The 24,117-nt window shown below is 48.9% G+C and carries 20 protein-coding genes; 6 read left to right on the top strand and 14 right to left on the bottom strand.

Annotation, left to right across the window (positions count from 1 at the left end; all coding sequences use genetic code 11):
- Nucleotides 1–14: 14 nt before the first annotated feature.
- From I2I11_RS10785 to pseB, 9 genes are all read right to left on the bottom strand, one after another.
- Complete coding sequence (locus tag I2I11_RS10785; protein ID WP_196267712.1) at nucleotides 15–1,952, bottom strand: LamG-like jellyroll fold domain-containing protein; 1,938 nt, start codon at nucleotides 1,950–1,952, stop codon at nucleotides 15–17.
- Between the two features lie 99 nt (nucleotides 1,953–2,051).
- Nucleotides 2,052–3,335 (bottom strand): hypothetical protein, encoded by a 1,284-nt coding sequence (locus I2I11_RS10780; RefSeq protein WP_196267711.1) that lies wholly within the window; start codon nucleotides 3,333–3,335, stop codon nucleotides 2,052–2,054.
- A gap of 2 nt (nucleotides 3,336–3,337) precedes the next feature.
- A complete protein-coding gene (gene pseI, locus I2I11_RS10775) occupies nucleotides 3,338–4,381 on the bottom strand; it encodes a pseudaminic acid synthase (RefSeq protein WP_196267710.1) in 1,044 nt (347 codons plus the stop codon).
- A gap of 13 nt (nucleotides 4,382–4,394) precedes the next feature.
- Complete coding sequence (gene pseG, locus I2I11_RS10770; protein WP_196267709.1) at nucleotides 4,395–5,864, bottom strand: UDP-2,4-diacetamido-2,4,6-trideoxy-beta-L-altropyranose hydrolase; 1,470 nt, start codon at nucleotides 5,862–5,864, stop codon at nucleotides 4,395–4,397.
- Nucleotides 5,861–6,679 (bottom strand): cytidylyltransferase domain-containing protein, encoded by an 819-nt coding sequence (locus tag I2I11_RS10765; RefSeq protein WP_196267708.1) that lies wholly within the window; start codon nucleotides 6,677–6,679, stop codon nucleotides 5,861–5,863. Before I2I11_RS10765 ends, pseG begins: the two co-directional genes overlap by 4 nt.
- Nucleotides 6,673–7,452: an SDR family NAD(P)-dependent oxidoreductase gene (locus I2I11_RS10760; RefSeq protein WP_230680066.1), complete on the bottom strand. Its 780-nt coding sequence runs from the start codon at nucleotides 7,450–7,452 to the stop codon at nucleotides 6,673–6,675. Before I2I11_RS10760 ends, I2I11_RS10765 begins: the two co-directional genes overlap by 7 nt.
- Nucleotides 7,453–7,460: 8 nt before the next feature.
- Nucleotides 7,461–8,369 (bottom strand): aldo/keto reductase, encoded by a 909-nt coding sequence (locus I2I11_RS10755; protein WP_196267706.1) that lies wholly within the window; start codon nucleotides 8,367–8,369, stop codon nucleotides 7,461–7,463.
- Complete coding sequence (gene pseC, locus I2I11_RS10750) at nucleotides 8,356–9,558, bottom strand: UDP-4-amino-4,6-dideoxy-N-acetyl-beta-L-altrosamine transaminase (protein WP_230680064.1); 1,203 nt, start codon at nucleotides 9,556–9,558, stop codon at nucleotides 8,356–8,358. The genes I2I11_RS10755 and pseC overlap by 14 nt, the downstream gene beginning before the upstream one ends.
- A 72-nt stretch (nucleotides 9,559–9,630) precedes the next feature.
- Nucleotides 9,631–10,650, bottom strand: a complete 1,020-nt coding sequence (gene pseB, locus I2I11_RS10745) for a UDP-N-acetylglucosamine 4,6-dehydratase (inverting) (RefSeq protein ID WP_196267705.1) — start codon at nucleotides 10,648–10,650, stop codon at nucleotides 9,631–9,633.
- Between the two features lie 177 nt (nucleotides 10,651–10,827).
- Here pseB and I2I11_RS10740 point away from each other — a divergent pair, with 177 nt between their 5' ends.
- The 3 genes from I2I11_RS10740 (at nucleotide 10,828) to I2I11_RS10730 (ending at nucleotide 13,395) form a co-directional block, all read left to right on the top strand.
- Nucleotides 10,828–11,931 (top strand): glycosyltransferase family 61 protein, encoded by a 1,104-nt coding sequence (locus I2I11_RS10740; protein ID WP_196267704.1) that lies wholly within the window; start codon nucleotides 10,828–10,830, stop codon nucleotides 11,929–11,931.
- A 186-nt stretch (nucleotides 11,932–12,117) separates the two neighbouring features.
- A complete protein-coding gene (locus I2I11_RS10735) occupies nucleotides 12,118–12,582 on the top strand; it encodes a DUF6680 family protein (protein WP_196267703.1) in 465 nt (154 codons plus the stop codon).
- A 444-nt stretch (nucleotides 12,583–13,026) separates the two neighbouring features.
- The gene (locus tag I2I11_RS10730; RefSeq protein WP_196267702.1) at nucleotides 13,027–13,395 is read left to right on the top strand and encodes a DUF1622 domain-containing protein; all 369 of its coding nucleotides are present in this window, start codon (nucleotides 13,027–13,029) and stop codon (nucleotides 13,393–13,395) included.
- Between the two features lie 90 nt (nucleotides 13,396–13,485).
- On the opposite strand, the gene I2I11_RS10725 is transcribed toward I2I11_RS10730, so the two are convergent.
- Nucleotides 13,486–14,304, bottom strand: coding sequence for a murein L,D-transpeptidase catalytic domain family protein (locus tag I2I11_RS10725; RefSeq protein WP_230680062.1), 819 nt, complete (start codon nucleotides 14,302–14,304; stop codon nucleotides 13,486–13,488).
- Between the two features lie 158 nt (nucleotides 14,305–14,462).
- On the opposite strand from I2I11_RS10725, the gene I2I11_RS10720 reads away from it, so the two are divergent.
- The 3 genes from I2I11_RS10720 to I2I11_RS10710 all read left to right on the top strand — a co-directional run bounded on the left by I2I11_RS10720 (nucleotide 14,463) and on the right by I2I11_RS10710 (nucleotide 19,466).
- Nucleotides 14,463–15,812 carry a M23 family metallopeptidase gene (locus tag I2I11_RS10720; RefSeq protein ID WP_196267701.1) on the top strand — a complete coding sequence of 450 codons (1,350 nt, stop codon included), beginning with the start codon at nucleotides 14,463–14,465 and terminating at the stop codon, nucleotides 15,810–15,812.
- Nucleotides 15,813–16,041: 229 nt separating this feature from the next.
- A complete protein-coding gene (locus tag I2I11_RS10715) occupies nucleotides 16,042–16,941 on the top strand; it encodes a Ppx/GppA phosphatase family protein (protein ID WP_196267700.1) in 900 nt (299 codons plus the stop codon).
- A 332-nt stretch (nucleotides 16,942–17,273) separates the two neighbouring features.
- A complete protein-coding gene (locus I2I11_RS10710) occupies nucleotides 17,274–19,466 on the top strand; it encodes a glutamine synthetase III family protein (RefSeq protein WP_196267699.1) in 2,193 nt (730 codons plus the stop codon).
- A 215-nt stretch (nucleotides 19,467–19,681) separates the two neighbouring features.
- Here I2I11_RS10710 and I2I11_RS10705 read toward each other — a convergent pair whose 3' ends face one another.
- From I2I11_RS10705 to I2I11_RS10690, 4 genes are all read right to left on the bottom strand, one after another.
- The gene (locus I2I11_RS10705; protein ID WP_196267698.1) at nucleotides 19,682–20,575 is read right to left on the bottom strand and encodes a Rieske (2Fe-2S) protein; all 894 of its coding nucleotides are present in this window, start codon (nucleotides 20,573–20,575) and stop codon (nucleotides 19,682–19,684) included.
- Nucleotides 20,576–20,799: 224 nt separating this feature from the next.
- Complete coding sequence (locus I2I11_RS10700; protein ID WP_196267697.1) at nucleotides 20,800–21,270, bottom strand: hypothetical protein; 471 nt, start codon at nucleotides 21,268–21,270, stop codon at nucleotides 20,800–20,802.
- Nucleotides 21,267–23,102: a glycoside hydrolase family 15 protein gene (locus tag I2I11_RS10695; RefSeq protein WP_196267696.1), complete on the bottom strand. Its 1,836-nt coding sequence runs from the start codon at nucleotides 23,100–23,102 to the stop codon at nucleotides 21,267–21,269. The genes I2I11_RS10700 and I2I11_RS10695 overlap by 4 nt, the downstream gene beginning before the upstream one ends.
- A gap of 383 nt (nucleotides 23,103–23,485) precedes the next feature.
- A complete protein-coding gene (locus I2I11_RS10690; protein ID WP_196267695.1) occupies nucleotides 23,486–23,998 on the bottom strand; it encodes an FKBP-type peptidyl-prolyl cis-trans isomerase in 513 nt (170 codons plus the stop codon).
- Between the last annotated feature and the right edge of the window lie 119 nt (nucleotides 23,999–24,117).

Below are 24,117 nucleotides of genomic sequence, written 5' to 3'. Positions count from 1 at the left end.
TAGTTGAATAAAGCTTATCTCAGGACTTCCAGCCAGCCTTTGTATACTTTATCGGTACGGCTGCTGGTTAACTGATAATAGTAAACACCTGCTGCCATCCCTGCAGCCGACCAGTTGTTGTCATAGTGCCCGTGTTGATATACAGGTTTGCCCCAACGGTTCATAATCTCTATGGATAAGGTACCCGGCTCTACGCCCAGCACTACAAACGTATCGTTTTTACCATCGCCGTTTGGCGTAATGATGTTCGGAATTTCAGGACACTCATCTGCGATTACTTCCACAGCTTTGCTGTAGCTGCAGCCATTTAGAGTATAAACCACTTCATAAATGCCTGGTGTGCCAACGCGAATAGTGGCGGTGGTCTGCCCGGAACTCCATTTGTAAGCAGCGCCCGCTACGGCAGTGCCAATCTCGACAGGCTGGCCGTAGCAAACTGCCACCTGGGCTGGCAGGTTTATGTCTGGTTCAGGCCTTACTGTCAGCGTCATCTCATCTCTGGAAACACAGCCGGCAGTGTTCGTAACTTCTACCCAATAAGTACCTGCAGCTGTTGCGCTGATGGTGGGAGAGGTAGCGCCGGTACTCCACTTGTAAGCAGCCATACCTGCCGGAACTGTTAATGTTAGCACCTCGCCTGCACAAACCACCTTATCTTCACCCAGATTGACTACAGCCGGTGCAGCTTCTGCTACATCTATAAAACCTGCTGAAGTGCAGCCCCCGGCAGTTACACTTACACTGTACCTGCCGCCTGTGGTTATCGGTATACTTTTGCCTGTAGCGCCATTACTCCAGACTATCTGCCCATCAGCTGCCGGTATACTTAGTGTTGCCTGTGAGCCGGTACAAAGTGTAGCCGGACCCGTTATGACGACAGCGCCAATGCCCTGACTTGTAGCAGCAAACTCACCATAATTCTGGCTGGCAGTATACTTTAGCACAGCAGCCTGTGCAGTATCAGCTATTGGTATCCAGGGCAGAGATGCATTATCCAGTCGATTGTAAAGTGTACTGGTACACGAAGCCTCTTTTTGCGTTAGCGCCAGTTTATATTCGTTGCCTTCGTCTCCTACCTTAAAAATGCCATAATATTCTTTAACCTGGCTCGGGTCACTTATTCCGGCTACAGCATTTGGGGCGGATGAGGTATGATAGATGTGGAATCCCTGGGTGGTGTTGTTCAGGCCGGATGCGGCAAAAACACTGTTGCTGCCATCTAATTCCACCTTCTTGCCTTGCCAGTTATTTGTATAGATGTATGTACTTTTATCACCGATAGGAGCTCCGGAGGTTGTCCAGGCTGTAGCCGGATTCATGTTACGGAAAGTACCGCTTATGCCAATGGAGCTATGGTCTTTTACCACGCTGCCGGCACCTTCATCAAATTTAAGATATACCACCAGATCTGTTGAAGTGGGTTTCGCGAACTGGCACATGCCCTGGCGTATCTCCTCCGCGGAAAGGGCGCGTTTCCATACTTTGATTTCTTCCACTTGCCCGTTATAGTTTTCATTGTCAGCCAGGTAATCTTTGCCAATAGCCATCATGGCGTTGCTTTTCAGGTCTGTATTAGTGTAACCCGTCGCTAATTGATTTTGTAGCACACCATCCACGTAAATTTGCCAAATGCCATTGTTACAGATACCAGCCAGATGATGCCAGTTATTGTCATTCACATTCGTTGTCGAATAGCCGGAGTTTCTGTAATTACCGGAGCCATCTCTACCTGCAAAGGCGGCCTTCCCATATTTTATAATGAGGTGATAACCACTCTCATTATATCGGTCATACTTCCCAAGTACCCAATGATATTTTGTTGAGCTTGTTTTAATCCAGGCTTCTACTGTTATGTTTTGGCTTACGCCCCGGTCAGAAGTTGACAATTCTACATAATCATCATAGCCATCCAGCTTTAGTGCATAGCGCGGCCCCTGTGCATAGGCATGCAATGTTGATAAAAGAATGAAAAGAAAGAAAAAGCACGGGAGCAGGGTTGTTTTCAAACAGGCGGATGAGGAGGTTAATTAATGATCCAAATATATATAATATCATGTATATAATACAACAAAATCATTGATAAGTTTGAGTGCCAGCTCACCGCTCTTCCCATCAAAAGCTGTTCCTACAGTGGCGTTATAGTATTTTGCCAGTAGAAATACATCCGGCTTGTGTTGCAGGTGCTGCCGGAGCCGCATTACCAGGGAGGCTGCGTCTGGAGCCGCATCTACCAGCCCTTGTTCTACAAAGCCATAGTAATCATGCAGTTTTTCCTGCGGATTAAAATTATAATAGATCGACCATACGTTGAGCAGCACGGCCTCCAGGTGGATGCCGGAGTTGCCGCTGATTTGCACATCCAGCCGCTTCAGGTATTCAAAAACGGGCTCGTCAACTCCTGTGGAAAAGCTTATGCGAGAGGAAATATTTTGCAGAAAGGTGAAATCGCGCTTGTCGCGGGGGTGGGGGCGAAGTATAAAATAAAGATCCGGAAAACTGCTCGCCAACTCCCGCAAAAGCTGCTCGATGGCTGCCAGATCGTCCATTAGGTTACAACCTAAACCTATGGTTTGGATGCTGCTGTTATGATTACGAAATGGTACAAAAGCATCCGCTTTGGGCATTCCCACCAGTTCAACTTTTCCTGTTATGGGGCCGCATAATTTATACTTATCCAGCGTGTCCTGGCCTTCCAGCAAGCTCAAATCAAAAGAAAGCGGCGGAAAAATAGGGCTGACACTGGCATGCTGGATATAAGCTGTTTTGATGCCCAGGGTTTTGGCTGCCAGCAACATCGCCCGGGCGTCGGCATTATGGTCGTTGGCAAAAACAATGGCTGCGGGTTTATACTTCTGCAGCTTCCGCAGGTATACTTCATAAAAGCCCACGGCATCATACAGCACATCAGAAAAGCGCAGTGTGCTTTGCCTGTTATGTTTCAGAAACTGAAAGTATAGCGGCAGAAACTTATAGTAGTATAATATCTTTCGCCGTAGCGAAAGTCTCCTGACCATCCCATTATACCTGCCAATGTCTTTGCTTTGACCAGCCACAAAAACAGCATCTGGCAGGCCTTCCTGTATAAATTTAAGGCTGTCGTAGTTGTTCTGGCTCACCACATACAGCCATACTTTGCTCCGCAGTTTATGAGGATGTTCTACGGATGCAAAGAGGTTACCAAGCAGCCGGACTATGGTATAACCGGCTACTTTCAGCAGGCGTTTCCAAGGACTTGTGGGCGATACAGCATTTTTGGCGCTTTCCGGGAGCTGGTAAAAGCCCTCCGAAAAGTGCAGGTATACAATATTGCTGTAGAGCTTGTACCACTGCTTCATACTTACACCAAATCCCAGTTAAGCGGTGTGCCAGCTTTGATGTCCTGTTTGGCGGCTTTGCCCAGCAGTTCTTCGTAGTGTTTCGGAGCGAGTCCCAGCCCCGGGCGAATGACGCGGATGTTCTCTTTGGAGAAAGTCTCGCCGGCTTTTATATCCTGCGCTGCAAACACAGAGCGCTTGAACAGGCGGCTCTTTTCCTCGGCCCGCTGCACACCATACTGTACCTGCCCCAGCGCCAACTGCGCTCTTTGGGATTCGATGACCAGCGATTGCAGTTCCGCAGGTTCCAGCGAGAAGGCCGAATCCACACCGCCATCGGCGCGGCTCAGGGTAAAATGCTTTTCTATCACCGTTGCACCCAGCGCCACGGCAGCCACCGAAGCCCCTACGCCCATGGTATGATCAGAGAGCCCCACCTGCGCCTGAAACAAATCGCGCATGTGCGGAATAGTGGCTAGGTTGGTGTTTTCGGGCGAAGCGGGATACGTGCTGGTGCATTTAAGCAGTATAAGTTCGCGGCAGCCTGCCTGCCGCAATACGCGCACCGCTTCATCCAGTTCTGCAATGGTGGCAGCGCCGGTACTCATAATCACAGGTTTGCCGGTGGCAGCTACTTTGCGCAGCAGCGGATGATCAGTGTTCTCAAACGATGCAATTTTATATACGGGCGCGCCCAGCTCTTCCAGGAAATCTACAGCCGTTTCATCAAAAGGAGAGGAGAAAGCAATAAGTCCCTGCTCGCTGGCCCGTTCAAATATGGCTTTGTGCCACTCCCAGGGCGTATAAGCTTCTTTATACAAGTCGTAGAGTTCGCGGCCTTTCCAGAGTGATTTGTCGTCGGCAATGGTGAAAGCGCCGGGCAGTGTCATGGTATCGGCGGTGTAGGTCTGCAGCTTAATAGCGTCGGCACCGGCAGCGGCGGCGGCGTCTACAATGGCCAGCGCCCGCTCCAGCGACTGGTTGTGGTTGCCCGACATTTCGGCAATGATGAAGGGTTTGTGGTCTGGCCCAACCAGCCGGCCGGCAATATTTATATCCTGTATCATGAGGTAATAAGTGTTAAAGCGCGAGCACAAAACGATGTGCCTGCGGATGTTGGGGGTCTGGTGCGGCATAGGCAAAACCTGCTTTTTCAAACGCCCGTACAGAGGCGATATTTTCCGGCTGCACCAAACCATGCACCTGCCGAATCTCAGGTTGCTCGTCTTTTAATTTATTTACACCTTTGAGCAGCACTTTGTGGCCCAGGCCTTTCCCTCTGTAGGCTTCCGCGATAAGGTAGCTGATGGTGGCCTGCTTCTCTTTCACTTCGAACCTGATTTGGGCAGCCGGTTCACCGGCCACTTCTGCAATATAAAATTTACAGGCTGCATCAGCAAGTTTGGCCTGAAACCAGCGGGTGTGGTGCTCCGGCTTTATGGGTTCCGGGTTAAAAGAATGGCGGCGCACTTCCGGGTCATTGTTCCACTTATATACCAGCAGCAGGTCAGTTTCTGTGGCTTCGCGGAGGCTCAGGCTGGCAGCCAGGCTAAGTTGCCCGAATACCTGGCGAAGCCTTATATCACTTTGTCCGTCAAAATACTGCCGCTGCGCCTGCAGGTATTCCTGAAAGGCCTGATTTATACTTTGTTTTAAGCATTTTTGTCCCGGCTCATACTTTCCGGCGATACCGCTATCGGTCAGAAACTCAAATAAAGCCTGCTGGTTATCTGCCGTTTTTAGCACAAATAAGGCACCGCCTACTGCGGCATATTCATAAGCCACGCCACTGGCGGATGTTACCGCTATGGCGCATTCCTGCATTAGCTGGCACATCTGTGTGGCATCGAGGTTCTGGTACAGTTTATACTTTGGCTTGTATGTCAGCCATCTCTCCAGCGCCTGCTGGTGCTTGTATGCCCCGCCGGTTACAATTTCGATATGATTTATACTTTCAACTCCGGCCAATTCTGTTGCTACCTGCAAGGTATAATTTTCTGGGTCAGCGCCGCCCATATTCAGCAGCAGTTTCAGAGGACTCGCCGGCATACTTCTTCCGGATTTAGAAGCCTGCAGAAAAGGTGGGCGGAGCAAAGCATAGGCCGGACCTAAAAGCAGTTTGGTATATGGGGCTGTTTTATACTTTTCAGGTGCCACGCCGCCAGCCTGATTCAGCACCGCATCGGCTATAAAAGTATAGCGGTGGATATCGTCGATGCAGAAAAACGGGCAGCCTTTCGCTTTGATACTTTCCTGGTAAGCTGTTTCAAAATGGTAGCCGTCCAGCACAACGATTTCTTTTTCTGAAAGGTAAGCGTCCAGTTCATGTCGGAAGCGTTCTGCTTCCGGCGTGCAGAAAGGCAGCAGAATAAGGCCATGGCATACCTGCTTTATTTGCTCCTGCAGGTTCTTGTCTGGCGACTGTATGGCAAATACGCATTCAAACTCTTCGCGCAGCATACTGGCCAGCGCCAGTGACCGCACCACATGGCCCAGTCCTATTTTGCTGTTGCCATCGGCACGGAAGATGATGCGTGTTTTATTGGTCATAAGTTTTCCTCCAGCTTTTGCAGCACACGGCTAAATCCTCCTGCCTTCAGCATTTGCTTTGCTCTTTCCAGTTCTTCAGCCTCACTGGCAAAAGCTTTGCGCTGCGTATTATCGGCATTTATGGCTGACAGCCACCTGTTCTCCTGCAATACCTGTGCTATTTCTGCAAAATCAAAAAGACTGTTTTGGTGGTACAGCCGGCCATATAACAGCGAAGCTAAAGCATAATCAGTCGGGTAATCGACCGTCAGGCGCAGGAATTTAACGGGAGAGGCAAGCAATAAAGCCTGTGTTTTAAAACCTTCTACGCGGCGGATATAGGGCGTAACGTGCTCCCGGTCGGTTAACTCGGTTGCCGACGAAGCTGCTTTTTGCAAGGCAGCAAAAGAAACAACCTCCACATTGGTTCCCAGCGGCAAACCCTCGGTAATGCTGTAATCAACACGGGCTTCAGAGTGCTTCTGTACCGCATAGTCAATCGTTTCAGGCATGATGAAAGGATTATCGCCGGTTAACCTGACCACCACATCCAGCCTATACTTGTTTGCCGCCTGAAAAAACCTGTCCAAAACATCTTCTGCTGCGCCGCGGAAACAGGGCAGTCCTTTACGTTGGCAAAATGCAGCAATGGCATCATCTGAAGGCTGATCGGTAGTGGCAACAATTACCTGCTGAATAGCTTTTGCTTGTTGCGCCCGGGCAACTACATGCTCCAGCATACTTGGGCCGCTGCTGAAGGGGAGCGGCAGGAGCGCTTTGCCTGGCAATCGTTCCGAGCCGGAGCGTACCTGGATAACAGCTCCTGCATTTACCATGCTGTCCAGCCTCCGTCCAGCACTAAATTCTGACCTGTCATGTAAGCCGAAGCATCAGAAGCCAGGTATACAAACGCCCCTTTCAAGTCTGCAGGGGAACCGATTCTGTTGAGCGCAGTTTTCTTTTTCAGGCGTTCTATAAAGCCTTCATCCTGCTGCACCTCTTCATTTGGGAAAGGTCCGGGCGTAACAGTATTTACATGAATGCCATACTTGCCCAGGTAGCAGGCAAAATATCGCGTTAGTTGCAGTACGCCGGCTTTAGCTGCGCCATAGTGTGGCGGGTTAAGGGAAGCAGGGCTTTCGTCGTAAATGCTGAAATCAGGCGAAACCATTCCATACATTGAAGATACGTTGATGATTTTGCCACTTTCCTGCTGTTTCATATAGGGAATGGCTTCCCGGATGCAGCGGTACACACTGTTCAGGTTACCATCTATACCGAGTGCCCATTGTTCATCTGTGAGCTGCTCCGGGTCCTGACCGGCAGAGTAATAAGCATTGTTTACCAACACATCCAGCCGGTTGTGCCGGGCATGTATATACTTAAAGGCTTCAGCTATACTTTCTGTGCTGGAAATGTCGGCTTGCTGAAAGTATAAGTTTGGTAATTTATCCTGCCCGAAAGCCTCCCGGAACTTTGCTTCGCTTCTGCCCAGCACATATGTTTCAGCGCCGGCCTGCGCAAGTGCGACAGAAATGGCGCTGCCCAGGTATCCATAGCCACCCGAGACCAGCGCTACTTTGTCCTGCAGGGAAAATAAACTATTCAAAGCTTCATTCATGAAGTTTTCCATTTATAAGGCAGCAGGATATCTTCGTCTGTAACCTCATACCTTTTAAGCTCCGGCAACAGATACTGTATAGCTGCCTGGTATTCGCTAGTTGCTAAGTTAGCCTTTAATGCCTTCAAACTATTCACACCAATTACCAAATTATTAATTCCGGGTACCTGCAGCACAAAATGCATCAACAGGGCCTCTAAGGGTATGTTCGCTTTTTGGGCTAATTGCTGCAGCGCAGCGATTTTGCCGGCTACTTTGCTGAAATACGGCGGAAGCTGAGCAGCTTCAATAAAAAAGAGGCCTTGTAAAAAAACAGAGCGCACATGGGTTTCTATACCGGCTGCCTGCAATTTATCCAGCACCAAATCAAACCTTCTGTCAAAAATATTATAGGGAAATTGTGTGAGTCCGAAGGTAATATTTTTATCAAGTAGTTCCAGGGCTTCAGCAGGATGATAAAGCGAAAAACCTACTTGCGCAATCAGGCCTTCTTCCTGTAGCAAGCATAATTGCTCCAGAACCGCGGGATGTTCTTTGTAAGAGTTAAAGCTGTGAAACAAATAACCGTATAGCTTATCAGCTCCCAGCTTTTCGAGCGAGGCTTCTACTGTCCGGCGCACGTCCCTGGCAGTAACAGTGGGTGGAAGTTTGGAGATAATCTGGAAACTTAATCCGGTTTCTTGAAGCGACTTACCCAGCACCGTTTCGCTGTCGCCATAAGCTGCGGCCGTGTCCAGCATAGTTACGCCCTTCGCGTGAGCATAAGCCAGTATACGGCATACTTCCTCCAGTGGTACTTTCCCGGCTGTATTGCTGATACCGTAGTCCAGCCCGAACTGCACTGTACCAAGCACTACACGGTTGGTAGCAAAGCCTGAGGCTATATTGGATTTAGCGGCTGACAAACTCCTTCACTTTTGCTATTACAAATTCCTGTTCTTCCTGCGTCAGGCTTGGGAACATGGGCAGGCTCAGGCATTGGCTGTAATAATTTTCGGCCTCCGGGAAATCGCCCTGGTTGTAGCCAAGGTTGCGGTAATACGGCATGGTGTGGGCCGGAATGTAATGCACCTGCGCGAAGATATTGTGCTGACGCAGGAAATCGTACAATCCTATTCTGTCCTGTACTTTGATAACATACAGGTGGTAAGCATGGCCGGTTTCTTTGTCAGGACCAAGCGCAGCCGGGTTGGTTTGCAGCACTTCTATACCTTCTGCCTCTGCAAAAGCCTTGTCGTATATTTTAGCGATTCCTCTGCGGCGCGCTAGGCCGGCATCGGCGCGCTGCAGCTGCGAAAGGCCGAGGGCGCAGAGCATGTCCGGAATACGGTAGTTGTAGCCTAATTCCTGCATCTCCATGTACCAGCCGCCATGGTTTTCTTCCAGCAGTTCCGGTTCGCGCGTAATGCCATGGGTGCGCAGTTTCAGCAGCTTCTGATAAAGCTCCTCGTTGTTGGTGGTTATCATGCCGCCTTCGCTGGTGGCGATGTGCTTAACCGGATGAAAAGAAAAGATGGCCAAATCAGCAAATACCCCGTTCCCGCAAAGCTGTTTGTTGCCCTGGCTGTCGTAGAAGTAGCCGCCGGGCGCATGGGCTGCATCTTCCATTATCCAGAGGTTATATTCGTCGGCCAGCTTCCGGAACTCCTCCAGGTTTACCGGGTTTCCGGCAAAATCAACAGGTATGATACCGCTGTAGTACCCTTGCGGCTTACGCTCCAGCAGCTGCCGTACCTTGTCGATGTCCAGCAAAGCCGTAGCAGGGTTGATGTCCGCAAACTCTACCGTGCCGCCGCAATAACGCACGCAATTGGCCGACGCTACGAAGGTAATGGGCGTGGTAATGACGCGCGAAGTTTCGTTTACATCCAGCGCCAGCGCGCCCAGGTGCAGGGCCGCGGTGCCGTTGCTTACCGCGACGGCATATTTGGCTCCCACATAGTTGGCAAATGCCTGCTCAAATGCCGCTACCTTTGGTCCCTGCGTCAGAAAATCAGATTGCAGGGTTTCTATCACCGCGTCAATATCGTCCTGCGTAATGTGCTGGCGGCCGTAGGGTATAGGTTTCTGAGGACTGAAGGCTGCGTTCATCATGGATTAGAAATGAGAAATTACAAATTGTTCAACTACCTGTAATACTACCGGCTTCTGATTTCTAATTTTAATTTAAACAGTAAAATCAGCGTCTACGTGCCGGCGGATTTGTTCGCGCAGCTGCGCTGCATCCAGCCACTTGGAGTTGGTACCGGAATTATACTTAAAACCCATTTCCACCATTTTTCCATCATGCGCCTTCAGGAATTCTTCAGTTGTCCAGGTGGGGGTGGAGGGTAGGATGACGTAATACTTGTCCAGTTCCACAGTGTTGAGCGAGTCGGTTTCGGTAATCATTTCCTCGTGCAGTTTCTCGCCCGGGCGAATGCCTACAATTTCCTGTTTGCAGTCGGGGCAGATAGCTTCAGCCAAATCCGTAATCACGTATGAGGGAATCTTGGGCACAAAAATCTCGCCGCCCCAGTGATTTGCCAGTGCATGAAAGACCAGTTCCACACCTTCTTCCAGTGAGATATTAAAGCGCGTCATTTCCGGATGCGTAATCGGCAGAACGCCTTCTGCACGCTTCTTTAAAAAGAACGGCACCACCGAACCACGCGAGCCGATGACGTTGCCATAGCGCACCACCGAAAAGCGGATGTCGCGCTTGCCCTTCATGTTGTTAGCGGCTACAAAGAGCTTGTCGGAGCAGAGCTTGGTAGCGCCGTACAGGTTAATGGGGGCAGCAGCTTTGTCGGTTGAGAGCGCCACCACATCCTTTACGCCACAATCCAGCGCCGCATTGATGACGTTTTCGGCGCCCAGCACATTGGTTTTGATGCACTCCATCGGGTTATACTCGGCGGCAGGCACCTGCTTCATGGCGGCGGCATGCACAATAATATCGATGCCCTCGCAGGCACGCTTAAAACGGTCGCCATCACGCACATCGCCGATAAAGTAGCGGATGGATTTATACCTGCTGTGTGGAAAAACCTGCGACATTTCGAACTGCTTGAGCTCATCGCGCGAGTAAATCACCAGGCGTTTTACATCGGGAAAACGTGCGTACACCATCTCCACGAACTTTTTGCCGAACGAGCCGGTGCCGCCCGTTATCAATATAGATTTATGATTAAGATCTAATGCCATGCTTTATTTTATACTTTAACGCCGGGCTAATTGAGCCTGCCCGCCTGTTTGGTGTGCAAGTTAATTATTTAATTGCTGATTGTTGGACGGTTGATTTGCTAAATTGCTGGGGGTTATATGCATCACTCATAACTCTCAACTATAAATACGTACCTTTCGGTTTATACTTGTTCCTGTATGTTAAAGAAAGCGATCTTCCGGCTGATGCACCTGGCCGGCTATTATTTCCGCTATACGTCGGTGCTGCACCATCCTGCCAAAAAAGCAATGCTGCCAGGCTATGTGGTAACATTCGATGCGGCAGAAACGGCTTTCCTGGAGCAGTCGGCGGCCAGCTTTAATTATAGTATAGATTATAGTTTAGGCTACCGGCAGAAAGCGCTGTACCTGGTGCGGCTTAAAGACGTGGAATTCTTGGGCAACTCCGGTGCGGTGGTACAACAGGGAAACGTGGTTGTGGAATCGGTATTTGATATAAGCCGGCTGGCCAAATCGCATGCCTTTAAAACGCCTGCGCTCTTGCTGCCGAAGTATAAACGCGGGCTTTATACCTCCGTGCTGCACCTGCCCTGGGCCGGAAACAACACCTATCACTGGTTTTTCGACAGCCTGCCGCGGCTATACTTTGTGCTGCAAACGGTGCAGGAACCCATTCAAGTTATCATGCGCCGCGATTTGCCGGCATACCAACTCCAGACGCTGCAATTTATACTTGAGAATTATCCGAATGCCACCATCGTGTTTATTGGCAGGTATGAAAAGTGGCAGGCAGAGGAGTTTATACTTCCCACGTTCGTCTCGAATGCGCAAAGCGGCTATTTGCCTGCCGACATCAGCGTCTGGCTGCGGGAGAAAGTATGGCACGGCTACAAGGTGCAGCGCAGTAGCCGGAAAAGAAGAATTTACATCAGCAGGGCCAATGCCAGAATCCGTCGCGTACTGAACGAGCCGGAGCTGTTGCCCATACTTGCCCGGTATAATTTTGAAGTGGTGCATGCCGAAGAACTAAGCTACGAGCAACAGGTACAATTATTCTATGAGGCCGAAGCCGTGATTGCCCCACATGGCGCCGGTTTGACAAATCTGCTATTTTCGGAACAGTGCCGGGTGCTGGAATTTCATCCTGCTAACCGCATCAAAACGCATTACTTCCTGCTCTGCAAAGGTCTTGGATTTGCATATTCGGCTGTAATCGGCTCACCAGGAGATGCGCAGGAGAATTATGTCGTGGATGCGCGTGAAGTAGAGGAGTGGCTGGAGCACAATATAGGAGTTTCGTAATAAATGCTTATCTTGAAAAGCTATCAAATCATTAATGAAAATCGGAAGACTGCTATCCTGTTTAACGTGCAGAGAAGCCGAATAAAATTCCGGTTATCTGTTATATTTAGCGTATAGACGGAATAATTCCGTTTATACTTTAGTGTAAGCACCATAAAATACTCGATATATTTCAAATCAAGCTCAATGACCATTTTAGATTTATTAGAAAAAATAGTTATTCCATTAATTGCTGCTTGTATTGGAGCGATTTTGGCTTTTAGATATCAGCACAATTTCGAACTTAATAGAGACAAACGAGCGATTATTCAAAATCTAATGATATATCGAAACGTCGGAGCATACGAACTTGATTGGATAAAAGCTTTGAATGCAATAGACATCGTTTTTAGTAATGACCAAAGGGTAAGAGAGCTTTACCATACTTTTTTAGCTCAAACAAAACCACCAACGTTTAACAACCTTCAATATATAGAAACATTTTATCAATTAGTTCACGAGATGGCTCAATGTAGTGGTTATAAAAAATTAACTATGCATGATATCAGAGATTTTTATTCTCCAGGAGCGTTAGTGCAACATTATCCTAATATGAATGTAGGAAGCGAACCCATTCCTCCTACAACAATCACTGAGTCCGAGAAGAATTAAAATGGCTTCTTATAACACTATATTTGAATGGTAGGTTTAAAGAAGTAATACTACCGTTTAAATTATGTCTAGGCGACGCGTTTCTCGAACTTTCTACTTTAAAGTACTTTAGTGCAGCCCGACATGGCAGTGCTTTTAATCGGGTATAATATAAACACCAACCGTTTGTAAATCAATAAAGCTCTTCAGCATAAATTTTTTGTACATTTATTCCATAAACCTGATAGACCAGACAAATTGTTAAAAATCCTGTGCTGCACAAGTAAATCGATAAGCACAAAAACTTGATCTATGGACGAGCAGGTAGGAAAGTCCAGCATTTGTGTGAGATGCTGTAACAGCACAATTTCTCTGCCTTAGAGTATAAATAAGCAGATGCAGACTTATCGGGCAGGTTTCTCGTAGAATACCAGGATTGTAAAACAGAAAAGAACAACTACTACAATGGAGAACACCAGGGTATACATTGAGTATATTGCCCGCAGCTTAGAGGCAATAGGGGTTATCACCATTGCCATCGGTGCGCTCATTGCTCTGGTAAGGTTTCTTTTCTCGGTGCAGAACATCACCCCCCGATCTTACAAGATCCTGCGGCAGGAATTAGGCAAAGCCATCCTGCTGGGGCTGGAAATACTGGTTGCCGCCGACATTATCGCAACGGTGGTTACGCAGCCCACCATGGAGCAGGTGCTGATATTAGGGGTGGTTGTGCTGATACGCACCTTTCTGAGCCTCTCGCTGGAAGTGGAGCTGGATGGGAAGTTTCCGTGGCAGGCAAAAAAGGTAAATGAGCAAAGCCCTGCTATAAAATAAAAGATGCCTGCAGCTATCCGGCTGCAGGCATCTTTTATACTTGCTGTACTGCTTTAATGGGAAGGCGCCTCAAGGCCTGGCGCTATACTTCTAAATGCTTGCTATAGCTTTGTTTTCTTTCACAAGTTCGGAGAGTGCGGAAATGTGGTCGAGGTAATGCGATGTATAGGCATCGTTGGCAGCATGTATGTAAAGTGTAGTACCGCCCTCCACGGCATTGATGATTTCCTCGTGATGCTCCATCGGGATGGCCGGGCAACCGAGGCTGCGGCCCAGGCGTCCTGCCTGTGCGATAAACTCCTGCGAGGCATACTCCGCACCGTGCATCACAATACACCGGTCGCGGGCATTGGTGTTAAACCCTTCGTCCAACCCATCCAGCCGCAGCGACAGGCCATGCTTGCCGGTATATGTGCTGTTGGTTACATAAAAACCGATGCTGCTCATGTATGATTCGTTCTGGTTGGAGAAATGCTCCGCATAATCTTCACCCGATCCGCGGCCGTGGGCCACATATGTGTTAAACAGCACTTCTTTTTTCTCCAAATCCAGCACCCACAGCCTTTTCTGCACCGATGATTTAGAGAAATCCACGATGGTGATAACGGGTTTTTCAGACACTACACCATCCCGGCGCATGTTGTAGAAACCTGCCAGCGCCTTATCGAATACATCAAAGCGCAGGCCCTGCTGCTGCAGCCCCATTTGCTGGTATAAACTATAGGCTACCTGGTTGAATTGCATTATTTTTAAATCAGATATGCGCTCCTGCAACTGCTTGCTGCTGGGCTTAGCCGTAATATGCGTCATAGGCGTAACAACCGGCAGCAACACAAGTGGCGCGAAAACCGGCAACAGCTTTCGCGTCATCTTTTTCCTTCTCCGGCGGCTCAGAACTGGCTTTCTCATAGGTACACACTTTAAGTTGTATCAGCTTATTGTACGTGCTGCGCTGTGCCTTGTTCAGAAAGACATCTTGTTAAGGTTAAATTTCTCCGCAGGGCATCATTTTTAAATAAAATACTGTTATACCTTCAGAACCTGCTTTTTATAACCTTTATACTTGTATGAAACAATCCAGCATTCTTTCTATTATACTTTATACAGGCCTTGTCCTGCTGCTGGCCGGTTGCGGCGGCCGGCAAACCCTGCGCGGCGTATTCCAGAAGCAGACACCTTACGAGCGGTATGTTGCCAGGCTGAAAGATGCGAAACTTGACAATACCGCCCTGGGGCAGGACTGGCTGGAAGCCGGTCAGAAAGCCCTTACAGATTCTATCAGGGTAACCTTGCCGTTCAGGGAAATAGGTTACTTTTCGGCGGACGCGCCCAAAGCGCTGGGTTATCGGATAGAAGCTAAAAGGGGCGAGCGCCTGGTGGTGAACCTGGAAATGAAAGCACGCGAAACGGCACAGGTTTTTATGGATTTGTTTGAAGTGCCGGACAACCCTGCGGATGCGCCGGAACTGGTGGCCTCGGCAGATACAGCCGCTACTTCACTTACCTACGAAGTAGAAGATGACCAACAGCATTTGTTGCGCGTGCAGCCTGAATTGTTGCGCAGCGGGCAGTATACCATCACCATTCAGGCGGAGCCCACACTGGCTTTCCCGGTGCCGGGCAAAACGAGCCGCAACATTGCCAGCGTTTGGGGAGATGAGCGTGATGGCGGTGCGCGGCGGCATGAAGGCGTGGATATTTTTGCAAAGCGTGGCACACCGGCACTGGCCGCCTCCGATGGCTTTATCACACGCGTCAGTACAACCCCGATTGGCGGGAAAGTGGTCTGGCTGTCGGATATGGATCACCGGCAAAGCTTATACTATGCGCACCTCGACAGCCAGCTGGTAGCGCCGGGACAGCGTGTGCAGACAGGCGACACGCTGGGCCTGATTGGCAATACCGGCAATGCCATCACCACCAATCCGCACCTGCATTTCGGTATTTACCGCGCCGGCCGGGGCGCTACCAATCCTTATCCTTACCTGCACGAAGACACTGCGCCTGTGCCTCCCCTAAAAATAGACGCTGCCAACATCGGCAACTGGATCAGGGTATCTGCAAAGGTGGCCAATGTACGCTGGCAGCCTTCCACAAAATCCGGCGTATACCTTACCTTGCCCCGTTACACGCCGCTGCAGGTAACAGGCGGCACCTCCGATTGGTACCGCGTGGCTTTGCCCGACGGCGCCGAAGCCTACATTGCCGCTGCCGTAGTAGAAGCTGCCACCAAGCCTGTAAAGTATGCGAAGCTGAAAGCTGATACAGATTTGCTGGACGAAGCACAACCCGGCGCCGCAGCCAAAGACAGCCTTGCCTCCGGCAGCAGTGTAGCCGTGCTGGGCATATACAGCCAGTTTAACCTGGTGCGGAACGATGCCGGCGCTATCGGCTGGATAAACACAGACGCCCGTTGAAAACAGCTGCCGGTAAGTATAAACAAGATGGAGAAGTATAAACAAAGTTTGAAAGGATAAGCTGCCAGGCTCCATAGTTGGAGCCTGAAAATCATTTTTTATACTTTCTTTCACTTGCTTATGGATTCTGTCAAAGCGTTTCCCTTGGCTGCCGTAGGTATGTAAACCATGTGGTTTGCGCTATTTGTTTATCTTTACGCGTATTAGCAACCTGTTAACCACTAAAAATTTGAAGTTAGCTGCCATAGATATTGGTTCTAACGCGGCCCGGTGCCAGATATCCACCGCACTGAACCAGAACGGGAAAGTAATCTTTAAGCGTTTGGAATATATCCGCTATCCTATGCGCCTGGGCGACGACGTGTTCAGCCAGGGCTACATCAGCGAAAAAAAAGTACAGAAGTTTATCAAGCTGATGCATGCCTTCAAGTTGCTGCTGGAGGTGCATGAGGTAGACCACTACATGATCTGCGCAACGTCGGCCATGCGTTCCTCCCGGAATGCGCCGGAAGTGTTGCAGCAGGTGCAGGACACCTTAGGTATGGAAATACAGGTGATTGACGGTGATACAGAAGCAGATCTGGTGAACCGCGTGATTGTCAGCTTCCTGGATGAGCGCAATTATCTGCACATTGATGTGGGCGGCGGCAGCACAGAGTTTAACATTTATGTAAACCGCGAAAAAGTGGCTTGTCAGTCATTTGAGCAGGGATCTATCCGGCACATGCAGGGCCGCGATTCCAAAGTGCTCTGGGACAGCATGCGCCGGTGGACAGAAGAGAATGCCAGGAAGTTTAACCTGACCCGCGCTATTGGTACGGGCGGTAACATCAACAAGATTTTTGAAATGGCGGGTAAAACTACCGGCAAACCTATCTTCCGGAAGCAGATAGAGGAGGTATCCGCCCGCATAGCCGCCATGAGTATGGAACAGCGCCTGACCGAGCTGTTGCTGAATCCCGATAGGGCTGATGTCATTCTGCCAGCGGCCGAAATATATTTATCAGCTATGAAATGGGCCAGACTGGAAAGTATGCTGGTGCCCAATGTAGGCCTGAAAGACGGCATGCTGCACGCCCTTTATGAGCGCAACCATCCTGATCGCTTTACCATCAGCAGTATAAATTGATGATTGCTCATAGTATGCATGTATGAATGCTTGCTTCAGGCTTTCCAAAACCCCGGCCTCTCACGTAAAGCCAGGATTTTTGTAGGGGTTTAAACTATTTTTCTGATGGTAAAGCAATTTAGACAGGCACAAAAGTGTAGGGCCTGATAAAAACAGGGGTATTATCGGTTTTTATAGTTGATGATAACTGTTATGGTGGTTTATGATAGGGGGTGTTTATGAAATTTATATATTTTTTTTACATGACCCCACATAAAAATAGCTTATTTAGTTTGTAAATGAATTTTCATCTCTATATTTGCTGCAGTTAAACCTAACTCTTTCCAGCATATATGGCTATACTTCGTTTTAAAGCGCTTGAATTCGCAAATCAGCGTAAAGTCGGGGAGGTGACGCTGCCTTCTTGCAAAATTTCTGATTTTTTTGGCGAAAACGTATTTGGCGAAGAGGCCATGCGTGCCACCATGTCGTCTGATTATTTCAAGCGCCTGCGCAAGACGGTTGTATCCGGCGAGAAAGTAGATCGCAACCTGGCTGATGCGGTGGCGGCTGCCATGAAGACCTGGGCCATGAGCAAAGGCGCCACGCATTATACGCACTGGTTTCAGCCCCTGACCGGCTCTACTGCTGAAAAGCATGACTCCTTTTTTGATCTGACATCTGACGGCGATGCCATTGAAAGCTTTAAAGGAAGCTCGCTGGTGCAGCAGGAACCTGATGCCTCTTCTTTCCCGAGCGGCGGTATCCGCAACACCTTCGAAGCCCGCGGCTATAGCGCCTGGGACCCCTCATCACCTGCTTTTATCATTGAGAATGCCGGTACCAACACGCTCTGTATCCCGACCATATTTGTGTCTTATACAGGTGAGGCACTGGATTATAAAACACCGTTGCTAAAATCTTTAAAGTTACTGAATGATGCGGCGGTGCCTGTTTCGCAGTATTTCGACAAAGATGTAACCAAGGTAAACACCACACTGGGCATCGAGCAGGAGTATTTTCTGGTAGACCGTGCTTTGTTTGAGGCGCGTCCTGACCTGGTATTTACGGGCCGTACGGTGTTTGGCCATGCACCCGCCAAAGGGCAGCAGCTGGAAGATCATTACTTCGGCAGCATTCCGGCACGTGTGCATGCTTTTATGGTAGATTTTGAAAAAAATGCACTTCGTTTAGGTATTCCGCTGCGAACGCGCCATAACGAGGTAGCACCGAACCAGTTTGAATGCGCACCAACTTTTGAGGACGCCAACCTGGCCGTTGATCATAACCAGTTGCTCATGGATATTATGGATCGGGTAGCTGAGCGCCATGACTTTAAGGTGCTGTTACACGAAAAGCCTTTTAAAGGAGTAAACGGTAGCGGCAAGCACAACAACTGGGCAATGAGCACCAGTACGGGCACCAACCTGCTATCGCCGGGCAAAAAGCCAAAAGAGAACCTGCAGTTCCTGACCTTTTTCATCAACACCATTAAGGCCGTATACACGCACGCTGATTTGCTGCGCGCCAGCATTGCCTCTGCCAGCAACGATCACCGCCTGGGCGCCAACGAAGCGCCGCCGGCTATTATGTCTGTGTTTGTTGGCCAGCAACTCACGGCTGTGCTCGATGAACTGGAGCGCACCGCCAAAATACCCATGGAGAAGGGCGACAACATGTACCTGAAGCTGGGCATTGATAAAATCCCGGAAATCCTGCGCGACAACACCGACCGTAACCGCACCTCGCCTTTTGCTTTTACCGGCAATAAGTTTGAATTCCGCGCTGTGGGTTCGTCTGCCAACACCTCCTCACCAATGACCGTGCTGAACACGATTGTAGCTGACCAACTGATTCAGTTCCGCACAACGGTGGATGAGTTGATCGATGAGAAAGGGATGAAGAAAGAGCTAGCCATTATACAGGTGCTGCGCGAATATGTGGGCGACTCTAAAGCAATCCGGTTTGAAGGCAACGGTTACTCTCAGGAGTGGGAGGATGAGGCAGCGCGTCGCGGCCTGTCAAATGTTAAAGCCACGCCGTTGGCACTGGATGTGTATAACCGGCAGGAGGTAAAGGATTTGTTTACCCGGCACGGCATTTTCACAGAGGTGGAGCTGCATGCACGCCACGAGATTTTGCTGGAGGAATACATCAAAAAGATTCAGATCGAGTCGCGCATCATGGGTGACCTGGCTGTGAACCACGTTATACCAACGGCCATTGCATACCAGAACAAGCTCATCCAGAATATCCGCGGCCTCAAAGATTTAGGTCTGGAAGAAACTTACACGCAGCCTACCCTGGATAGTATCAAGAAAATGTCGCACCACATTGCTACCATCCAGAAGAATGTGGATGAGATGATAGAAGCCCGCAAAGTAGCCAACAAAGTGCAGGACGTGCGGGAGTGCGCCATTATGTACAACGAGCAGGTATTAAGCTTTTTTGATACCATCCGCTACAGCGTGGATAAGCTGGAACTGATGGTAGACGATGAAGACTGGCCGTTGATAAAATACCGCGAGCTCCTGTTCCACAAGTAAGAGCTTATGTATTTAAGCTTATGCAAATAAGGGTGCTTCGGTAAAAGAAGTTCTAAGCCTGCCCTTGTTCAAGTGTTTTCGCCAGCAATTCCCTGGTTAAAGCGCTTGAGCAGGGGCGGCTTTGCTTAAGCTTGGATTTGAACTTTTAGCTGACGTTTTCTCCAGGGAAGACGGGTTGTCTCTGAGAGAAGAGTATGGCGAAGCAAAAATTACTATTATTTACTTCCTGTTTGCTGCAGCTTGACTTCAATCTGCCCATTATTCACCCGCACGTCAAACTTTGGCTCCGGCTCTGTTGCCGGGCCATCTATAACGCTGCCATCTTTTAAAGAAAAAACAGAACCATGCCACGGGCAACGTACGCTGCCATCGTCCAGTAACTCGCCTTCGGAAAGCGGCCCGCCCAGGTGTGAACAAGTATGCGCGATAGCGAAAATCTCGCCGTTCTTTCGCGCCAGTAGAACCGCAACTTCCCCGGCTTCTACACGCTGCATTGTGTTTTCCGCTAATTTGTTTTCCGCCAGCACCGCTACGAAGTCCTTCGGATACACCGCTGCTGTTGCTGTGTGGTCAACACCGATTTGCTTTCCGAAAACCAAATGCCCACCAAGATACGCCGAGGCACTCGCCACGCCATAGCCAAGCATGGACAGCCCGATGGCCGTTCCGCGTGATTTTTCGAGCCGGCGAAGGAAAAACGAGGTGGCGTAAAGTGCTGTTGCGCCGACATTCAGCAGGCCATGTATTAAGCCCAACTTGCGTCTTTCCCTGGTTGTTCCGGTCCAGTCAGTCAGTCCTGTAACCGCTGCTCCAACTGCTCCCACAAGCCCAACAGCGATGGCGGCATCCGCGCCGGGCGCATATTTTTCTTCACCGAGCAGTTCCATCCCGTCTAAGACAGCAGCAGTTGTCCAGGCGCCAATCGGAACATCTGTTATGGCCGGATGCAGTGGGTGGCCGAGCCAGGTGCCATGTAAAAAGTTCTTAATATCATTGCCGGTTTCGCCGCCCGCCTCAAAAGCCTTGAGGATGGCGGGCTGAATCGCGTTACCTGCCGTGCCAAGCCATTTCTGCTGTTCAATTATGTCAATCGTAGTTTTCTGGTTCATGCTTTTCTCCATTTAGTTGGTTTTACGCTTGATTAATGGTATTTGCGGTGTGACTGATAAGTCTCTCTGCTAAATTATTTTGCCTTTCTTACCGGTTAGGAACTATCATACATAGCTGTTGCCCATGCAGTAAACTTCTAAGTAATTATATAGTTCTAATATTAAGTTATACTTTATATAAGCGCAAATTAAAAGAAATTGTTACGGTTAAGGGCTGTGTTATCTTAATTGTAAAACGTACCTAAAACTCCGCCATAAATCAAGTGCCCAAGTAGGGTTACGACGGGCGTTCCTTTCCCATAGTTGAGGGCCAGAAAGCCGGGTGGCTCCAGTTGCCTGGTCGGCGTTGGCCCCTGCGAGGGATTAGCCATTCTCGGATGCACAAAGTTTAAAATCTCCAGACCTACTGATAAGACAAAGGCCCCATGAACAAAACCGATAGCCATTCCAAACCACCAGGTATGCAGGCCCGAGCTTTCAAAGGCAGCGCCATAGATAAAAGCAAAAAACCAGCCCATAGTTAAATGAGCCAGGAAACCAATCCATGGGGCTTTATTGCGGTTCGACGTAAACATCGTTCCCAACATAAAAGGAAGGTCCATTCGTGTAAAGCCAAGCGGCCTGGAACCAGCCATCAAAGTCGTCAGAATTAAAGTTGCCGCAAATCCCCACAATATAAGATTGTCAATGTTCATCTCATCATCTCCTCTTTTTGATGCGCTTCATTAATAGAAAGTGCTGCATTTATTAAACCAATGTGCGTGAAACCCTGTGGGTAATTGCCGAGAAGCTCACCAGATTCAGGATCAATTTCTTCCGACAATAATCCTGTGGGGCTGGCATGATGTAACATTGTTTCGAAGACTGTAATTGCATTTTGCAGCTGCCCTGATTTCGCCAGATTCTCGGCAAGCCAAAAACTGCAAATCCCAAACGAGCCTTCATCGCCTTCCAGTCCGTCGTTTGTGCCCCGGTAGCGGTAAACAAGGTTGTTTTTTGATAAGCGCTCGTAGATCAGCCGGATTGTAGAGATCATCCTGGGCGAGAGAGAACTACAGTAGCCAACAAGTGACAGGATCAGCAGGCTTGCATCTAAGGTGTTTCCTCCTAATTCGCGGGTATAGGATTTTAAAGCACTGTTGTAGCCAAGGTTTTCTATTTCGTTATGAATACAGGATGCTACCTGGTAGTATTTTTCCAGCGGCGCTTCTTTCCACTGGTATTTTTCAGAAAGCTTGATGAGGCGGTCCAGGCCCACCCAGGCCATTACTTTTGAATGGGTGTGGTGGATACAGGTTGTACGCACTTCCCATATTCCGTTATCCGGCTGATTCCAGCGCTTGCAGATTATTTCGCCAAGTCCCAGGACGAACTTCCGGGTATTTCGGTCAAAGTCTTCAACTAGGGGTGCATAAGTATAAACGGCATCCAGCACTTCCCCATACACGTCCAGCTGAAACTGCCCGTCGGCGCCATTTCCAATACGCACCGGCCGGGAGCCTTTATAACCAGCCAGCCAATCGAGCTTTTCTTCTTTCAGAGAGGCATTACCAAAAACTGAATAGACTACTTGCAGTTCCGGGCGTGTTAGCTGCGTAGCATGCAGAATCCAGTTCATGTAGGCATGCGCCTCATCCTCAAATCCCAGACTTACCAGCACCCGGGTGGTGAAAGATGCGTCTCTGAGCCAGCAGTAACGATAATCCCAGTTTCGCTCACCGCCAAGTTTTTCAGGTAATGAAGTGGTGGGGGCTGCAATGATTGCTCCTGAAGGCGCATACGCCAGAAGTTTGAGAACAAGGGCACTTCGCTTTACCTGTTCTTTGTAAAGACCCTGGTAATGGCATTTCCCAACCCAGTTTCTCCAATAGCTAATCGTTTGCTGAAACCGTTTCCAGCCCGTTATCTTTAACTCGGGAAGAACAGCGGGACTTTGCCCGGAGTAGCTCAAAGAGAAAATGATGTGCTCTCCCGGCTTTACAAGGAATCCGGCTTCGGCGAGACCGTGCGCATCGGGCGTAACCTTTATTTCTTCAGGGTTAAGTGTGCTGAGCAGGGTATAAATGTTTTCCTTCCAGGAGAAGCGGATTCCTAACTTTCCATAGTTAGCCAGGTGCGGGGCATTTTTCCCGTAATTTGTTCTGGGTGCAAATACCAGCCTCATCTGCACGGTGCCAGAAATGCCTTCAACTATACGAAGGATCTCATGGTCCGGGAAGAGTGCAGCTGCCTTTTCTTCTTCAGACATGGCTGTAAACGCATCAAGTAACCGGATCTCACCATCTTCTGTACGAAAACAGGTTTCTAACACATTGGTGTCAGGCAAATATTTCTGATCTGACTTATATGGTTTACTTGGAGCGACAGAAAAAGAGCCGCCCTGCTTGCTGTCTAAAAGCGCGGCAAATATGCTCGACGAATCAAATCTGGGAAGGCAGCACCAGTCGATAGAGCCTTTGTTACTTACTAAGGCTGCTGCACGGGAATTGCCGATCAGCGCATAATCTGAGAGTCTGACAGCTGTCATATCCGGATATTAGTGCAAGTTTCACAATTGGCGGTTGCCAGGCCTATTCCAGAACCTCCTGTAATCACTACCGCCTGGAAGCAGTTTTATCAAAGCTGTTTAGAGTGTAGTACGGCATTACCATAAGGTTTATCTATACTTAAATTAAAATAATCATACCAAAGTATACTGCATCACCTATAGGTTATTTCCTTCGGGTTGGCAAATCCCGATCTTCCGGCTAATACTGCTTCTGCAAAAAATGAAACGGCTATGATTCAATTTACGGAATATTACCTGATACTCTCCTGAATTAGTCTGTTTCTCTAAATCCCTTCAAGCTGTTAAACAGAAAAGAGCAGCTGTATCGCTGCTCTTTTCTGTTTAACGAGTATAAAAACGGCTTAGTGGTGATGACCGCCTTCGCCGTGTACATGTCCATGCTCCAATTCCTGCTGGCTGGCTACACGCACTTCCACTACTTTTCCTTTAAATGACAACTCTTTTCCGGCAAGCGGATGATTGAAGTCCATTTTAACGGTATTGTCAGTAACTTCCACCACACGGCCCTGCAGCTGGTTGCCTTCACTGTCGGCCATCGGGATAAAATTACCTTGTTCCAGCATGTTGTCGGGCACAGCGCCTTCTACTTCGAATACAGTAAGGGGCAGATCTACCAGTGCATTTTCATCAAACTCGCCGTAGCCATCTTCCGAATTCAGCTTAAAATCAAACGTATCGCCGGTGCTAAGTCCTTCCAGTTTTTCTTCAAATGGCTCCGGCAGGCCGCTCATGCCATAGATAAACACCATTGGATGTTCCTCATTTGCTGTTTCTACTAAACTCGGCTCCCCGTTTTCGTCAGTAATGCGCAATTCATAGGTGAGTGTAACCACCCGGTTTTTTTCAATTTTCATGTTTTACAGGTTATAATTTCACAAGTCTATAGAGGTACGTAAGTAAATGTGCACATGATTAATGTACTAATTATTAACTACTATACTTAATCGTACAGGTTTGATTTTGTGCAAAATTT

This window comes from Pontibacter rufus (genome assembly GCF_015694705.1).
GTDB classification, from domain to species: Bacteria; Bacteroidota; Bacteroidia; order Cytophagales; family Hymenobacteraceae; genus Pontibacter; species Pontibacter rufus.
This window is presented reverse-complemented; position numbering and strand designations above follow the sequence as displayed.

Bases quoted from the DNA above. Each gene is read 5' to 3' on its own strand.
- I2I11_RS10700 (WP_196267697.1), bottom strand. From the start codon at position 21,270: ATGAACATTGACAATCTTATATTGTGGGGATTTGCGGCAACTTTAATT.
- I2I11_RS10725 (WP_230680062.1), bottom strand. From the start codon at position 14,304: ATGAGAAAGCCAGTTCTGAGCCGCCGGAGAAGGAAAAAGATGACGCGA.
- I2I11_RS10765 (WP_196267708.1), bottom strand. From the start codon at position 6,679: ATGGTAAATGCAGGAGCTGTTATCCAGGTACGCTCCGGCTCGGAACGA.
- I2I11_RS10695 (WP_196267696.1), bottom strand. From the start codon at position 23,102: ATGACAGCTGTCAGACTCTCAGATTATGCGCTGATCGGCAATTCCCGT.
- I2I11_RS10710 (WP_196267699.1), top strand. From the start codon at position 17,274: ATGGCTATACTTCGTTTTAAAGCGCTTGAATTCGCAAATCAGCGTAAA.
- pseC (WP_230680064.1), bottom strand. From the start codon at position 9,558: ATGATGAACGCAGCCTTCAGTCCTCAGAAACCTATACCCTACGGCCGC.
- pseI (WP_196267710.1), bottom strand. From the start codon at position 4,381: ATGATACAGGATATAAATATTGCCGGCCGGCTGGTTGGGCCAGACCAC.
- I2I11_RS10780 (WP_196267711.1), bottom strand. From the start codon at position 3,335: ATGAAGCAGTGGTACAAGCTCTACAGCAATATTGTATACCTGCACTTT.
- I2I11_RS10730 (WP_196267702.1), top strand. From the start codon at position 13,027: ATGGAGAACACCAGGGTATACATTGAGTATATTGCCCGCAGCTTAGAG.
- I2I11_RS10720 (WP_196267701.1), top strand. From the start codon at position 14,463: ATGAAACAATCCAGCATTCTTTCTATTATACTTTATACAGGCCTTGTC.
- I2I11_RS10735 (WP_196267703.1), top strand. From the start codon at position 12,118: ATGACCATTTTAGATTTATTAGAAAAAATAGTTATTCCATTAATTGCT.
- pseG (WP_196267709.1), bottom strand. From the start codon at position 5,864: ATGACCAATAAAACACGCATCATCTTCCGTGCCGATGGCAACAGCAAA.
- I2I11_RS10740 (WP_196267704.1), top strand. From the start codon at position 10,828: ATGTTAAAGAAAGCGATCTTCCGGCTGATGCACCTGGCCGGCTATTAT.
- I2I11_RS10705 (WP_196267698.1), bottom strand. From the start codon at position 20,575: ATGAACCAGAAAACTACGATTGACATAATTGAACAGCAGAAATGGCTT.
- I2I11_RS10690 (WP_196267695.1), bottom strand. From the start codon at position 23,998: ATGAAAATTGAAAAAAACCGGGTGGTTACACTCACCTATGAATTGCGC.
- pseB (WP_196267705.1), bottom strand. From the start codon at position 10,650: ATGGCATTAGATCTTAATCATAAATCTATATTGATAACGGGCGGCACC.